Origin of the sequence: Chryseobacterium sp. RU37D, from assembly GCF_900156075.1 — a bacterium.
Classification (GTDB): domain Bacteria; phylum Bacteroidota; class Bacteroidia; order Flavobacteriales; family Weeksellaceae; genus Chryseobacterium.
Genome location: NZ_FTMM01000038.1, coordinates 1 through 15,281 on the forward strand (window position 1 = coordinate 1; position 15,281 = coordinate 15,281).

The 15,281-nt window shown below is 35.0% G+C and carries 12 protein-coding genes; 6 read left to right on the plus strand and 6 right to left on the minus strand.

What is annotated here, in order from left to right:
• Positions 1 to 294 precede the first annotated feature (294 nt).
• The 4 genes from acs (at position 295) to nhaA (ending at position 6,311) form a co-directional block, all read left to right on the plus strand.
• A complete protein-coding gene (gene acs, locus BW926_RS13305; RefSeq protein WP_076447776.1) occupies positions 295 to 2,205 on the plus strand; it encodes an acetate--CoA ligase in 1,911 nt (636 codons plus the stop codon).
• Between the two features lie 230 nt (positions 2,206 to 2,435).
• Positions 2,436 to 2,804, plus strand: coding sequence for a hypothetical protein (locus BW926_RS13310; RefSeq protein ID WP_076447777.1), 369 nt, complete (start codon positions 2,436 to 2,438; stop codon positions 2,802 to 2,804).
• 115 nt (positions 2,805 to 2,919) lie between these two features.
• The gene (locus BW926_RS13315; RefSeq protein ID WP_076447779.1) at positions 2,920 to 5,130 is read left to right on the plus strand and encodes a RelA/SpoT family protein; all 2,211 of its coding nucleotides are present in this window, start codon (positions 2,920 to 2,922) and stop codon (positions 5,128 to 5,130) included.
• A gap of 2 nt (positions 5,131 to 5,132) precedes the next feature.
• Positions 5,133 to 6,311: a Na+/H+ antiporter NhaA gene (nhaA, locus tag BW926_RS13320; protein WP_076447780.1), complete on the plus strand. Its 1,179-nt coding sequence runs from the start codon at positions 5,133 to 5,135 to the stop codon at positions 6,309 to 6,311.
• Here nhaA and BW926_RS13325 read toward each other — a convergent pair.
• Positions 6,308 to 7,324, minus strand: a complete 1,017-nt coding sequence (locus tag BW926_RS13325; protein ID WP_083672332.1) for a YihY/virulence factor BrkB family protein — start codon at positions 7,322 to 7,324, stop codon at positions 6,308 to 6,310. The genes nhaA and BW926_RS13325 overlap by 4 nt on opposite strands.
• A 181-nt stretch (positions 7,325 to 7,505) precedes the next feature.
• Here BW926_RS13325 and BW926_RS13330 point away from each other — a divergent pair, with 181 nt between their 5' ends.
• Positions 7,506 to 7,979, plus strand: a complete 474-nt coding sequence (locus tag BW926_RS13330; RefSeq protein WP_076447782.1) for a 23S rRNA (pseudouridine(1915)-N(3))-methyltransferase RlmH — start codon at positions 7,506 to 7,508, stop codon at positions 7,977 to 7,979.
• 49 nt (positions 7,980 to 8,028) lie between these two features.
• On the opposite strand, the gene BW926_RS13335 is transcribed toward BW926_RS13330, so the two are convergent.
• The 5 genes from BW926_RS13335 to secD all read right to left on the minus strand — a co-directional run bounded on the left by BW926_RS13335 (position 8,029) and on the right by secD (position 14,811).
• Entirely contained in the window at positions 8,029 to 8,844 is an 816-nt protein-coding gene (locus tag BW926_RS13335; RefSeq protein WP_076447783.1) for a tetratricopeptide repeat protein, read from the minus strand.
• Entirely contained in the window at positions 8,841 to 9,407 is a 567-nt protein-coding gene (locus BW926_RS13340; protein WP_076447785.1) for a phosphatase PAP2 family protein, read from the minus strand. The genes BW926_RS13335 and BW926_RS13340 overlap by 4 nt, the downstream gene beginning before the upstream one ends.
• 3 nt (positions 9,408 to 9,410) lie before the next feature.
• Positions 9,411 to 9,746 carry a Sec-independent protein translocase subunit TatA/TatB gene (locus BW926_RS13345; RefSeq protein WP_076447786.1) on the minus strand — a complete coding sequence of 112 codons (336 nt, stop codon included), beginning with the start codon at positions 9,744 to 9,746 and terminating at the stop codon, positions 9,411 to 9,413.
• A gap of 531 nt (positions 9,747 to 10,277) precedes the next feature.
• Positions 10,278 to 11,510 (minus strand): TCR/Tet family MFS transporter, encoded by a 1,233-nt coding sequence (locus BW926_RS13350; protein WP_076447788.1) that lies wholly within the window; start codon positions 11,508 to 11,510, stop codon positions 10,278 to 10,280.
• A 391-nt stretch (positions 11,511 to 11,901) separates the two neighbouring features.
• Positions 11,902 to 14,811: a protein translocase subunit SecD gene (secD, locus tag BW926_RS13355; protein ID WP_076447789.1), complete on the minus strand. Its 2,910-nt coding sequence runs from the start codon at positions 14,809 to 14,811 to the stop codon at positions 11,902 to 11,904.
• Positions 14,812 to 15,042: 231 nt separating this feature from the next.
• Here secD and BW926_RS13360 point away from each other — a divergent pair, with 231 nt between their 5' ends.
• Positions 15,043 to 15,198, plus strand: a complete 156-nt coding sequence (locus BW926_RS13360; RefSeq protein WP_228403458.1) for a T9SS type A sorting domain-containing protein — start codon at positions 15,043 to 15,045, stop codon at positions 15,196 to 15,198.
• Positions 15,199 to 15,281: the final 83 nt, after the last annotated feature.

Consider the following 15,281-nt stretch of genomic DNA (forward strand, 5'->3'; position numbering starts at 1 on the left):
TACTGATGAGTTCCAGATTATTAGTTTTTTAAATTGCAATCCAAAATTGCTAATTTTCTTGGAACTTTTTTGTCTAAATAAGTTTAAACAACTTCTTAATTTAATATTAAATCTGTTTAAACTTTTATTTTCAAAGTTTAAACAATATTATTATTTTGATTCAAAAGTCTTTTTTTGTTAGTATTAATGTAATGAGGTTCAAAATTTCAAGAAAAAAATAAAGAACATGTTAGGGTAAACAAGAAATTAAACATAATTTTAAATAAAAAATTCAAAAAGTAAAAAAGAAAGGATATGAGAAATTACCTGATAGAAGATTTACCGCATTATTTTGATGAATACAAGAAGTCTATCAAAAATCCTAAAAAATTCTGGGACAAGATAGCTGATCAAAATTTCATATGGTACCAAAGATGGAGCAAGGTCATAAAATATGATATGCATGAAGCGAAAATCACATGGTTTAAAAATGCAAAGCTAAATATCACCAAAAACTGCTTAGACAGACACCTTTCTGTAAGAGGTGACAAAACCGCCATTATTTGGGAACCCAACGATCCAAAAGAAGAAGCACAGTATATTTCTTATAGCGAATTATATACTAGAGTAAATAAAACAGCAAACGTTTTAAAGGAAATGGGTATTGAAAAAGGCGACAGAGTCTGCATTTACCTTCCAATGATCCCGGAACTAGCGATTATGATGTTGGCCTGCGCTAAGTTGGGAGCTGTTCATTCTGTAATTTTTGCTGGATTTTCTGCGTCTGCCGTTTCTTCAAGAGTGAATGATTGTGGTGCAAAAATGGTGGTTACATCAGACGGAAGTTACAGAGGAAACAAAATTTTGGATCTAAAAAGCATTGTTGATGAAGCTCTGGAAAAAACACCTTCTGTAGGGTCTGTTTTAGTAGTGAAAAGAACTTATAATGACATCAAAATGAAGGAAGGAAGAGATTATTGGCTTGCGGATTTGTATGATAATGCCTCGGCAGATTTCGTTACAATGATTATGGATGCTGAAGATCCACTTTTCATTTTGTATACTTCCGGTTCTACAGGAAAACCGAAGGGAATGCTTCATACCTGCGCCGGATACATGGTTTATACGGCTTATACTTTTACAAATGTATTTAATTATAAGGAAAACGACATTTACTGGTGTACCGCCGACATCGGCTGGATCACCGGACATTCATACATCCTTTATGGTCCGCTTTTGAATGGTGCTACCACAGTAATTTTTGAAGGAATACCTACCTATCCTGAACCGGACAGATTTTGGGAAGTGATTGAAAAACACAAAATTACACAATTCTATACTGCTCCTACCGCCATCCGTTCATTAGCAAAAGAAAGTACAGAATGGGTTGACAAGCATGATCTAAGTTCATTAAAAGTGATTGGCTCTGTTGGAGAACCAATTAATGAGGAGGCCTGGCATTGGTTTAACGATCATGTTGGAAAGAAAAAATGTCCGATTGTAGATACCTGGTGGCAAACTGAAACAGGGGGAATTATGATTTCTCCTCTTCCGTTCGTTACACCTACAAAGCCGACTTACGCTACCCTTCCATTGCCGGGAATCCAACCTATTTTGATGGATGATAAACGTAATGAAATTTCAGGAAATCAGGTGACAGGAAACCTTTGTATCCGTTTTCCGTGGCCGGGAATTGCGAGAACAATATGGGGCGATCATCAACGATATAAAGAAACGTATTTTACTGCTTTTCCAGGAAAATATTTCACGGGTGACGGTGCTTTGAGGGATGAAGTCGGATATTATAGAATTACGGGGCGTGTAGATGATGTAATTATTGTTTCTGGACATAATTTAGGAACCGCTCCGATCGAAGACAGCATCAACGAACACCCTGCTGTAGCAGAATCTGCAATTGTAGGCTATCCTCATAACATTAAAGGAAATGCCTTGTATGGATTTGTAATTTTAAAAGATTCGGGAGCAGACAGAAAGCAGGAAAATTTGGTAAAGGAAATCAACCAATTAATTTCTGATCAGATCGGTCCGATTGCAAAACTGGATAAAATTCAGTTTGTTTCAGGACTTCCGAAAACACGTTCAGGAAAGATTATGCGCAGAATTTTAAGAAAAATTGCAGAAGGTGACTTCAGTAATTTCGGAGATATTACAACCTTATTGAATCCTGAAATTGTGGAAGAAATTAAAAATGAAAGAGTTGATTAAATAAAATTATAAATATTGAAAAAAAATGCGCGGAAAAATTTCCGCACATTTTTTTATTTCTTTATCAATTATTTTTTAGCAATTAAACAAACAATTGTTCAATAGACACTCTCACATATTTTAACATTATTTTATAGACAAAACATTAAAAACAAATATTTATTAAAAATAATTTAAAATTTATAGAAAAATATTACTATCTTTAAGTACAAATTTAAAAACTATTGCTTATGTCAAATATATTAGCTGGATTATTTGATCATCACAGCGATTATAAAAAGCTTGAAGCCGATCTTGAAAATTCTGGCTTTAGAAATTCAGATTACATTGTATATCTTGACAGCGGACATCACGACGCACAATATCTGGCCAGTGTTGCTGTAAGAGATAATGACCAGATAGATAACGCAAAAAATATTTTTAGCCAAAATTCTGTTTTGAAAACATTTCTTTTTGAAAATATGAATATTGAACAGGCTCATTATGAAAATCTAAAAAAATACATTGATGCCAGATGCAAAGCCGAAATTCATAACAGTCCGGATGTAAAAATCAGAGCATCCAGCAGCGGAATGGATTCTGCGGAGGTAAAATTTTAAACAATTAGCAATAAAAATTAATAACCGGAATCCGTAGAGTTTTCTACGGATTTTTTTTGACTTTGAAAAGTGTAAAAAATTTCGTATTTTCGTTTAAATATAGGCTTTTACACAAATGAGTTACGACTTAGAACAGGAAAACAAAGAGATCCTTGCAAGATATAAGGACTTGATTTCTAATACATACCGGACTTTAAATGAGGAAAATAACAAGCTCATCCGAAAGGCATTCGATATTGCATTAGACGCACATAAAGATCAACGAAGAAAATCTGGTGAACCCTACATTTACCATCCCATTGCCGTTGCCAAAATTGTAGCAACAGAAATTGGTTTGGGTGCTTCTTCCATTGCTTGTGCCCTTTTGCACGACGTTATTGAGGATTCTGATTATACATATGAAGATTTAAAGAAAATTTTTGGTGAAAAAATAGCTGGCATCGTGAATGGGCTAACAAAAATATCCATCATGAATCACCAAAATATTTCTGTGCAGTCTGAAAATTACAGAAAACTTTTACTTACTCTTTCTGAGGATTTTAGAGTGATCTTAATTAAGATTGCAGACCGTCTTCACAATATGCGTACCCTGGAAAGCATGGCTCCGGACAAGCAGAAAAAAATTGCTTCCGAGACGGTATACATCTATGCTCCGATGGCGCACCGTCTGGGGCTTTATAACATCAAATCCGAGCTGGAAGATCTATCCTTAAAATACAATAATCCGGACGTTTACAACGAGATCACTGAGAAGCTCGAGCTTGCCAAAGAAAGCCGCGAAAGGTATATTGAAGAGTTCAAAAAAGAAGTTTCCGAAAGACTGAACGAAGAAGGATTAAATTTTAAAATTAAAGGCCGCGCAAAAGCCATCTCTTCCATCTACAGGAAAATGCTGAAGCAGGGCGTTTCCTTTGAAGAGGTTTTCGACAACTATGCGATCAGAATCATCTATAAATCAGACGCTAAGAATGAAAAATTCCTTGCATGGAAAATTTATTCGATTGTAACGGATGTTTATCACAGTAATCCTTCCAGAATGCGTGACTGGATCACCCAGCCTCGTTCTACAGGCTATGAAAGTCTGCATCTGACGGTTCTTGGGCCGGACAGAAAATGGATTGAAGTTCAGATCCGGTCCGAAAGAATGGATGAAATTGCCGAAAAAGGCGTTGCCGCCCATTACAAATATAAAGAAGGCTACAAACAAAGCTCTGAGGATAGGAATTTTGAAAATTGGGTTGCAGAAATCCGTGAAGTGCTGGAGCAGCAGCAAAACCTTTCCACATCGGAACTTTTGGACAATATTAAGCTTAATTTATATTCAAAAGAAGTTTTTGTGTTCACTCCAAAAGGTGAAATTAAAATCTTACCGACCAATGCCACAGCGCTTGACTTTGCTTTTGCCGTTCACTCTGACTTGGGAATGAAGTGTTTAGGGGCAAAAATCAATGGAAAATTAGTTCCTATTTCTTATGTTCTCCAAAACGGAGATCAGGTAGATATTTTATCATCTCAAAATCAAAAACCAAAAGCCGACTGGTTGGAATTTGTAGTTACATCAAAGGCTAAGTCGAAGATTAAGAGTTATTTAAATTCACAGAAAAATCAATTGGTTGAGGAAGGAAAAGAAATTCTCCAAAGAAAGCTACGCCATGCAAAAATTAATTTTAATGATGATGAAGTCAATAAGCTTCAGAAATTTTTCAACCTTAAAACTTCACAGGAGCTGTTCTTAAAATTCCAAAGCAATGAGTTGGATGCGAGTAGCTTAAGAAAATATATTGAGAGTAAAAACGTATTTAATAATTTACTTTCAAGATTCAGAAAATCTCCTTCCAAAAATACCGCATTCATAGAACCGAAGGAGCAAAACCTCGACATGATCGTCTTTGGAAAAGATGAGGAAAAGCTAAACTACAGCTACGCCAAATGCTGTACGGTAATTCCCGGAGATAAAATTTTTGGTTTTATCACAATTTCAGACGGTATAAAAGTACATAGTGACAACTGTCCTAATGCCATCAACCTTCGTGCGCAATATGATTATAGGGTTATCCCAGCAAAATGGGTAAATGAAGAAAGCTTCAAAAACAGAGTAAAAATTGAAATTGAAGGGCTTGACAGAATGGGAATGATCAATGATATTACCACAGTAATCAGCGGGGCAATGGGGATGGATATGAAGAGCATGTCCATTGAGTCAAATGACGGAATTTTTACAGGAACTATCAATCTTGAGGTAAAAAATAAAAGCCAATTAGAACAAACATTTAAAAAACTTAATGATATTAATGGAATTTCAAGAGTGAGAAGATTACAATCATAGATATGAATTTAACACTATACTTTAAAAAATTTTTCAACAGCAGCCAGGCTTCTGGAATTATACTTATTTTTTGTGTTTTAATTTCTTTAATCATTGCAAACTCTTCAGCTGCAGAAGGCTTTCAATTTTTTTTAGATAAGAAAATAGGTACACACATTTTTGAACTCGAATATCCTGTAAGCATCTGGATAAATGACGGCTTAATGGCCGTTTTCTTCCTCCTGGTAGGGCTGGAAATCAAAAGGGAACTTGTGGAAGGTGAACTTTCATCTTTTAAAAATGCTTCCCTTCCGATCTTTGCTGCAGTGGGAGGAATGCTTGTCCCGGCGAGCATTTATGCGGTTTTAAACCTTGGTACAAAATACGGAAACGGTTGGGGAATTCCTATGGCAACGGATATAGCTTTTTCCTTGGCCATTGTTTCTATGCTTGGAAAGAAAATCCCGAATTCCATTAAAATTTTTCTTGCAGCATTAGCTATTGTTGATGATCTGGGAGCTATTCTTGTTATTGCTATATTTTACACCGAACAAATCCATTGGGTATATTTATTATTATCTTTTGGAGTGACTGCCTTATTATTTTTATTAAATCTTTTAAAGGTTACTAAAATTATATTCTATATTATTCCAGGGTTGTTTTTATGGTATTTCCTTCATCATTCCGGAATCCATGCTACCATTGCCGGAGTTTTGTTGGCATTTTCAATACCTACCAATGCCTCTACAGTAGAAATCTCACCGTTGGAAAAACTTGAACATAAACTACATTTTCCTGTAAATTTTTTAATCATGCCTATCTTTGCTCTAACTAATACCAACATAACTTTCAACAATGAAATGGTAGCTGGCCTCACAAGTGCTTTAAGCTTGGGAATTATATTAGGTTTAATTTTAGGAAAATTAATTGGGATCAACTTGTTTTCTTTAATAGCTATTAAGTTAAAAATAAGCTCATTGCCACAAAACACTTCGTGGACACATATGCTGGGGGTAGGATTTTTGGCAGGAATTGGATTTACAATGTCAATTTTTATCGCATTGCTTTCGTTTAAAGAGCAAATTGAAATTCAGGATAAAGCTAAATTTGCAATTCTGATTGCTTCTTTTCTTTCAGCAATCTTGGGTTATTTAATTTTAAGCGTAAGTTCTAAAAATCAAATAGTTGAAGAAGAATATTAATCTGTTTTCTTTTCATCATCTGATTTTTTGTTGTAAAGTTCATTAATTTCAGTATCTGATTCTGAACTCATAAACTGATAATTAGAGGCTTCTCTTTTAATCTCGTCAGATAGTAATTTTTCAATTCGTAGTTTTCTTATGGCTAGATTCAGCTCATTTCCGAAAAGGAGAAGATATACATTAACATTCACCCAAACCATTAGGAGAATCATACTTCCGATTGAGCCATACAGCAAATTGTAACGGGCTATATTCTTTACATATAACGCAAAGCCGTATGTAGTAAGAATAAATAAAATTGTGGTAAGAACAGCTCCCGGAACAGCCTGTCTGAAACGGGTAATCTTCACTGTTCCCAACCAGTAAAACAATGTAAGAAGTATGAAATAAAATAAGGGAAATGATACAAGCCCAATAATTTTAGTAAGGTTGTTGACCAGCCATGAAATATCATAAACCGGTGTGAATAATTTCAAAACAACTTCAGAATAATATACACCAAAAATAGTTAAAAATACGATTGATATAAACCCAATAGTTATAAAGAAAGAAAGAATAAATTCTTTAACATCACTCATCTTTTCGTCCGTATTTTCATTAAACCCATTAATTAAAGAAAATGTTCCGTTTGTTGCAAACACCAATGCCAAAATAATTGTTAGATTACTGATTCCTTTCATATTAGGAATGATACTATTTTCAATATAGCTCCTTACATCAGTCTCCATATGAGCAGGAAAAACATTATGAATCAATACTTCGAATATGTAAAACTGAAGTTTGTCATAATGCGGCAGATAAGGCAGAATAGACAATAAAAACAAGATAAATGGAAATAAACTAATTGTAAAGCTCCAGGAAATAGCCGCCGCTTTACGCCCGATTTTTCCTTTGAAAATCCCTGAAATATAGATCTGAAACATCTGCCAGAGGGATATTCCTAAAACAGGAATATGTATGTTATCAAAAAACTCTTGAATTTTCAAGATAAATTTAGGAATTTTTACACCCATTTACTTTACATATTATTCTATATATCAAATCTTTAGAATTTACCCTAAGAAGATAAAGTATACTTTCATATTGGTATTCCTGCAAAAATAATGATTTTTAATTTTATCTTGCCGTAATAGTCAGCAATTGTGACATTCTTTAATTTATGAATATCTTTGGAGATTTAAAATTGTATAAAAAATGCAGATCAGCTTACTTTGTATCGGGAAAACGGATGATAAGGAAATCACTTCTTTAATCAGCTATTATCTTAAACGCCTACCAAAACACTGGAATTTTGCAATTACAGAAATTCCTGACGTAAAAAATGCTAAAAATCTTTCTCCTGATCTTTTAAAGAAAGAAGAAGCAAAACTATTTTTAAATCATATCGATAAAAATGATCTTGTAGTAATTCTTGATGAAAAAGGAAAACAATTTACGAGTCGTGAATTTGCACAAAAAATTGACATCTGGATGAATTCTTCCGTGAAAAAAATTCACCTTCTGATTGGTGGCGCTTATGGATTTTCAGAAGAAATACATACAAGAGCCAATGAAAAAATATCTTTGTCAAAAATGACGTTTACCCACCAGATGATCCGCTTGTTTATTGTTGAGCAGCTCTATCGTGCAGACCAGATTTTACAGGGCAAACCTTACCATAATGATTGATTAGTTTCGTTTGGGTGCGGCGGCTTTGCCGCCGCACCCAAACGAAACCTTATTTTTTAGCCTCACATTTAGAATAATATTCCAGCAGCAAAGGTTTTTCATATCCTAAGCTAACTGCTTTATCAAGGCTTGCACACGCTTCTTTCGGCTTAGCAGTTTCAAACAAAATTAAAGCTTTATTGACGTAAGCCTGAGCAAACTTCGGGTCAATAGAAATTGCTTTGTTAACATCTGCAAGAGCCTCTTTATTTTTCTTCAATTTATAGTAAACATCTGCTCTTCCGCTGTATAAAAGTGATTCCGGCTTCTCTGCAATAAGTTGATTATAATCTTTAAGAGAACCTTCCAGATCACCACTGTTTTTCTTCAGATTGGCAAGACCTGTTCTTGCATAAATATTATCAGGGGCAAAGCTTAAAATTTGGTTTAAATCTTTTGCAGCCAAATCTTTTTTACCTAAATTTTCGTAGACTTTAGAGCGGGTAAGATACATATCAACATTTTCCGGCTCAATCTGAAGACCTTTGTTCAGATAATCCAACGCGGCCTGTTTATTTCCTTTTTGACTATGAATTGATCCTAGATTTGCATACACTGCTGCTGACATAGGATTGGATTTAAGAGCCGATTCATAAGATTTGAACGCAGAAGTTGTCTTTCCCAATCTTCTTTGGGCTGTACCCAGATTGTTGTAATACTCGGATTGAATCTGTTGAATTTTTTCGCTTTGTGCAAGTTTGAGGTATTCTTCCTCAGCACATTTATAATCAGCTTTTTGAAAACATTCCTGAGCCTTTTGCTTATCTTGAGCATTAGAATAGATTGATGCAAAAGCTAATACGCTAAAAAGTAAATATTTTTTCATGAGTTTATAGTTTGTTTATTGATTACTTTTCTTGCGAGTACACTGAAAATCACTCCCAATAAAGTTCCAACCAACATCCCTATCAAAATATCTATCGGGAAATGCACACCTAAGTATATCCGACTGTAAGCAACTACTGTTGCCCATACAAATATAGCATAAGGAAACCATTTAATTTTATTTTTTAACAAAATACTTAAATAAGTAGCCAAAAAGAAAGTATTGGAAGCATGCGCCGAATAAAAACCATACTGTCCTCCGCACTTTACAATTCTCATATAATGCTCCAGTGAAGGGTCGTGGCAAGGCCTTAATCTTTGAATTCCATGTTTAAAAATCCCTGCTATCTGATCAGAAACAGTTACCCCGATTGCAACAAATATTAAAATGAAAATTAAAGACCTAAGCTTATAATTTTTGTATAGAAAATAGCAGAAAATAATGTATAAAGGCACCCAGATCCAAGTACTTGAGATCAGCATCCAAAAATGATCAAAAGATGAGCTTCCCAAATTATTGAGAAACAAAAATACCCTTTTATCTTCTTGAATAATCTCCTCCATTGTCTATCGGCTTACAGGGCCTTGGTAGTTTTCGTCCTCAGAAGGTTGAGATTTTGGAATTTCGTTTAATTCTTGAGGTTCCATAAGCACCTCTTTTTCAATATCTTTCATTGGATTAAAATCTTTTGCGGCATCTTTTACTTTTTCGATCTCGCGTTTGATCTCGGAAACGGGATTATCAGTTTCCTTCATGATTTCGGTTTTAATGTCTTCCACAGCACCACGCATTTTCCTTACGCCTGCTCCCAGGTCACGCGCTATCTGAGGAAGTTTATCCGGTCCGAACAATACAACGATCGCCACGGCAATCAATGCCATTTCTCCAATGCTTAATTCCATAAAGCAAAATTACGAAAGATTATACAATTGTATTATGTTAATTATCAATTTTAAATAAATTTTAAGATTCAGGTTTCGAGATTCGAGATTTGCTTGACTAGGTAAAGTTTATCAAATATAATAATCAAATTTCAAGACTCGAAATCCCGAATCTTAGATCTCTATCTCTTTTTGGAGTTTTTCCAGCTTTCCGCCGAAATCTTTTTCAAAAAAGAATTTCCTCTGCAATGGGGACTAGGATTCCGGGTCAGGTGGCATCGATAACCTCAGTCATGACTATAACGACAGTTTTTTTATTAATGATTAAAAATAGTAGGATACTTCAAATTAATTTATCCATGGAAAACCAAAAATATCATTAAAATTCATTATAAATTAAAAAAGAATTAACATCTAATTAATTCCCAATAAAAGGATTTAACTTAACTTTTCATTAATAAAAATTGTCACAGACTAAACAGAATATATTCTTTCAAACATTATATTTCCAGGAAGTCGGGGCATTAAATTGATGCCCCGATTTTATTTTTATTATAAAATATCTTTCTTAGAATCTTTATTTTTAAAGTTAAAATAAGTAATCACCACACTTACAGCCATTAATATAAATGCCAAAAAGAATGGCGCCCCCGAAAACTTAAATGGAGCTTCATCGTGGGTAAAGAAATAAAATAAGTTGGTCATCATCGGCGGGCCAATAATTGATGTTGCACTCATAAGGCTCGTCAATGCACCCTGCAATTCTCCTTGCTCATTAGAAGGCACACTTTTCGTAATGACTGACTGTAAAGCGGGCCCACAGATTCCTCCAAGGCAATATGGTATTAAAAAAGCAAACATCATCCACCCTTGCGTTGCAAAGGCAAACAGCAACATCCCTATGGCATACAGAGCCAAACCGTAATAGATACTTTTTTGCTCACCCAGCTTAGGTGTTGTCCATCTGATAAGCCCTCCCTGTACGATTCCTACTAATAGTCCTACAACACCCAGTGAAATGCCTACCATTCTTTCAGTCCAATTGAATTTATACATCGTAAAAAAACTCCAGTTGCTCTGAACGGCATGTCCTGCAATATAGATTAAAATCAAAGAAACAATCAACCCCGAAATTTCAGGGTGCTTTCCTAAAAATTTAAATGACCCGATAGGATTGGCTCTCTTCCAGTCAAATTCCCTTCTTTTGTCTTTATCCAAACTTTCCGGAAGAATAAAATATCCATAAAGGAAATTCAACAAACATAATCCTGCTGCGGCATAAAAAGGAACTCTCGCTCCATAATGTCCCAGAATCCCACCTAAAACCGGCCCGATGATAAATCCAAGGCCAAACGCGGCGCCAATGAGTCCAAAATTCTTAGCTCTGTCTTCATCTGTAGAAATATCAGCAATATAAGCACTTGCAGTAGTAACACTCGCCCCTGTAATTCCTGCAATGATTCTTCCCAAAAACAGCCACCAAATAGTTGGAGCCAAAGCCAAAAGGACATAATCAACTGCAAAACCGAAAAGTGAAATCAAAATAATAGGCCTTCTTCCAAATTTATCACTCAGATTTCCGACAACGGGAGAGAAAATAAATTGGGTAAAAGCATATGCAAAACCCAACCAGCCACCATATTTTGCTGCTTCACTGATATCAGCATGGATAAGCTCCTCAATCAGTTTAGGAACTACCGGAATGATGATACCCCATCCCGTAATATCAATCAATAATGTAATAAATATGAAGCCTATAGCAGCTTTTTTTCTAGAATTTTCCATACTGCTGCAAAAATAATGAAATAGGGAACAATAATGGTTATAAATTGTTGGTTATTGATTTTGGTTGATGCTTGGTTATTGATAATGATACTTGAGACATGCTGACTGTGGGTTGGAATGATTGTGTGTATGTTGTTTGAATGAGATTGTTTGAATGCTCCCCTTAGAATGATAAATTTATGCAACAAAACCTTTGGTTACAGCTTCCACTTCGTTCCAGCCGTAACCAAAAAGATACGGTAGAAAGCAGGAAAAAGCTCCTAATAAGATATTGAGTTTGAGAATCGGAGGTCTATAAGTTTAAAATTAAATACAATAAACTAATAACTATTAACAAACAAAAACGCCTTTCAAATTGAAGGGCGTTTTTTCTTATTTATTGTAGTATAAATTATTTTGAAGCGAGTACTTCTTTGTTTGTAGTCGACTTACCGTGAACTTCTTCTTCCTTACCTGTTTTCAAGAAGTCGTAAGCAATTGCCGATGCTACGAAGATAGATGAATATGTACCGAATCCTATACCGATTAACATCGCAAACATAAACCCTCTAAGGTTATCTCCACCGAAAATGAAAATCGCCAAAATTACAAGGATAGTAGTAAATGAAGTGTTGAATGTTCTACCCAAAGTACTGGAGATAGAGTCATCAAATAATCCTGCTAATGTTAAAGATTTCTTCTCTCTCAGATATTCCCTGATTCTGTCGAAGATAATTACGGTATCGTTGATTGAGTATCCAAGTACCGTCAGGATAGCAGCAATGAAATCCTGGTTGATCTCCATATTGAACGGCATATATTTGTGAAGCAATGAATAAGCCCCTAAAATGATCACCGCATCGTGGAATAACGCTGCAACCGCGCCCAAAGAGAATTGCCATCTTCTAAATCTCACCAAAATATAGATAAAGATCATACCTAATGCAGCTAAAACCGCATAAATACCATGAACTTTAATGTCATCAGCAACTGAAGGTCCAACTTTTTCGGAAGAAATAATTCCCGCGTGCTCTTTGTCTGCAGATTTGAAATCCTGTAAAGTAGTTCCCGCAGGTAAATTTGCTTTTAAGCCTTCAAATAATTTCTGCTCAATAATCTGGTCAGCTTTCAAAGATTCATCTTCGATAAGGTAATCTGTAGAGATTTTTAATTGTTTGTCGTTTCCGAAAGTTTTAGCCTCAACAGAAGAATTTTTACCATCTTCAGTTTTAAACAGAGCTACCAATTTATTTTCAACTTCTTCTGCTTTTACATCCTTATCAAATCTTACTACATAGTTTCTACCACCTGTAAAGTCGATACCATATTTGAAACCGTGAGTAGCAATCGAAATGATACAAACAATCGTTAAAACAGCTGAGAAAATATAAGCGTATTTTCTTTTTCCGATAAAATCGATCCAAGTATTTCTGAATAAATTTTTCGTAGCTGGAGTCCATACAGAAAGACCTTTTCCTTTATTTAATCTTGAAAAGATCATTACTCTCGAAAGCAGTACAGATGTGAATAACGTCATCGCAATACCGATCATCAATGTCAATGCGAAACCTTTGATAGGTCCTGTTCCGAAGAAGAATAATACAACTGCCGTTAAGAAAGTAGTCGTGTGACCATCAATAATTGCATTTAATGCATGTTTGAAACCATCTTTATAAGCTTCAAGAATATTCTTTCCTGCGAATAACTCTTCTTTTGTTCTTTCATAAATGATAACGTTCGTGTCGACAGCAACCGCCATCGTTAAAACGATACCTGCGATACCCGGAAGCGTAAGCGTAAAGTCTCCCGAATCCATGATCCCGAAAATATAGAACAAGTTGATCACCATTGCAATGACCGCATAAACACCAGCTCCACCGTAATAGAAAATGATATAAACGATAATAATCGCAAAAGCAATAATGAAGGACATTAAACCAGCATCAATAGATTCCTGACCTAAAGACGGACCTACAACCGTAGCCTGAACTACTTTTGCTCCGGCAGGCAATTTACCAGCCCCCAAAACATCAACTAATTCCTTAGCTTCTTCCTGAGAGAAGTTTCCGGAGATCTGCGTTCTACCGTTAGGAATTGCATTTACAACATTCGGCGCGGTATAAACTCTTCCGTCAAGCGTTACAGCAACAGGCTTACCTACGTTTTTCTCTGTTAAAGTTTTCCACTCTTTTGCCCCTTTAGAATCCATCTGCATATCTACCACTACTCTGCTCAGCTCATCATAGCTGATGTTTGCAGTTTCAACAGCACCGTCTACCGGAGCTTTTTGGTTGATGTTACCTCTGATAGCATACAATACTAAACTTTCAGCATCTGTAGCTTCAGGCTTGTAACCCCACATAAATTGTGTATATTTAATGTTAGCCGGACGTAGAGACTGCGCTGCTTTGCTATTTAAAATTTTGTTTACAGTAGCTGTATCAGACAATTTTACGTTGGCAACACCATTAGTTCTTAATTTGTCAAGGTGTAAAAGATTCATGAAGTTTACGTTTTTCGCAACTCCCATAGAATCACCTTTAGCAGCAACAATAGACGTTAAAGTTTGGAAATATGGTGCCATTTCAGGAACCTGCTGTACTTCCCAGAATTGAAGCTTTGCAGAAGTCTGAAGCATTTTCTTCACCTTGTCGATATCCTTCATACCAGGCATTTCCACAGAAATTCTAGCGGTTCCCGGTACTCTCTGAACGTTGGGCTGGATAGCTCCAAGCTTATCAATTCTTGTTCTGATAACTTCAAAAGCTGTACCTACAGACGCATCAATTTTTCTTTTAACAATGCTTTTTACCTGTTCATCAGGCGTGTTGTACTTCACCTCAGTAAGTGTAGTGTTTCCGAAAATTTCCGGATCTGCCAACTTAAGGTTTGTACCTTTTGCCTTGTTAATTGCATCGAACTGATCGAAGAAGTTGTCGATGTAAGATTTTGTGGAATTCTTCTGTACTTCATCCGTTTTGTTTAAAGCTTCAATAAGAATCGGGTTAGTGGAATAATTGGTTAAATCATTCACCAGGTCTCTCTGATTGATCTCCAAAAGAACGTTGATACCGCCCTTTAAGTCAAGACCAAGTTTCATTTCTTTGTCTTTGGCTTTAGTGTAATAAAGTTTCGTGAATCCCAGATTCAGCGTATCCTTAGAAAGTTTTGCAATTTCTTTTTGATACTTCTCCGGATTGTCTCCTGCAATAGCAGTCGCCTGCTTTTCAATTTTGCTGGCGTACCATGTTGGTAATAGCTCGTTTAAGCAAATCAACCCTAGTACAATAGCAACAATTGTAATAAGTCCTTTTCCTTGCATTTTGTTATAACTACGTTAAATTAAGTCGGCAAATATAATGATTTTCTTGTATTTTATGAATTTTTAACAACAGAAATCATTTATTTTCAGATATATCGGTATTTTTATTTTTATTTCAGATTTAATAATTTTTTCATCGTATTGTAATGAATTTTTCAATATTTGATCGGTATGAAATTTTCATTCAGATATAATACACTAAATATCAAAATATTATGAAAAAACTACATCATAAGTTTTGATGGAAGAAAAGTATTGGAATCCGCAAAAATCGAAAATGACAACAGTATTAATATTTCCGGAATTCCTGCAGGTGTTTATTTTATTAATTTAAAATCTGGAAACTTGAAATCTTTTAGTCAAAAGCTAATTATTGAAGTTGTTTAAACTTATTTAGACAAAAAAGTTCCAAGAAAATTAGCAATTTTGGATTGCAATTTAAAAAACTAATAATCTGGAACTCATCAGTA

Bases quoted from the DNA above. Each gene is read 5' to 3' on its own strand.
- nhaA (WP_076447780.1), top strand. From the start codon at position 5,133: ATGAATTTAACACTATACTTTAAAAAATTTTTCAACAGCAGCCAGGCT.
- BW926_RS13335 (WP_076447783.1), bottom strand. From the start codon at position 8,844: ATGAAAAAATATTTACTTTTTAGCGTATTAGCTTTTGCATCAATCTAT.
- BW926_RS13330 (WP_076447782.1), top strand. From the start codon at position 7,506: ATGCAGATCAGCTTACTTTGTATCGGGAAAACGGATGATAAGGAAATC.
- BW926_RS13340 (WP_076447785.1), bottom strand. From the start codon at position 9,407: ATGGAGGAGATTATTCAAGAAGATAAAAGGGTATTTTTGTTTCTCAAT.
- BW926_RS13310 (WP_076447777.1), top strand. From the start codon at position 2,436: ATGTCAAATATATTAGCTGGATTATTTGATCATCACAGCGATTATAAA.
- BW926_RS13350 (WP_076447788.1), bottom strand. From the start codon at position 11,510: ATGGAAAATTCTAGAAAAAAAGCTGCTATAGGCTTCATATTTATTACA.
- BW926_RS13315 (WP_076447779.1), top strand. From the start codon at position 2,920: ATGAGTTACGACTTAGAACAGGAAAACAAAGAGATCCTTGCAAGATAT.
- acs (WP_076447776.1), top strand. From the start codon at position 295: ATGAGAAATTACCTGATAGAAGATTTACCGCATTATTTTGATGAATAC.
- BW926_RS13325 (WP_083672332.1), bottom strand. From the start codon at position 7,324: ATGGGTGTAAAAATTCCTAAATTTATCTTGAAAATTCAAGAGTTTTTT.
- secD (WP_076447789.1), bottom strand. From the start codon at position 14,811: ATGCAAGGAAAAGGACTTATTACAATTGTTGCTATTGTACTAGGGTTG.
- BW926_RS13345 (WP_076447786.1), bottom strand. From the start codon at position 9,746: ATGGAATTAAGCATTGGAGAAATGGCATTGATTGCCGTGGCGATCGTT.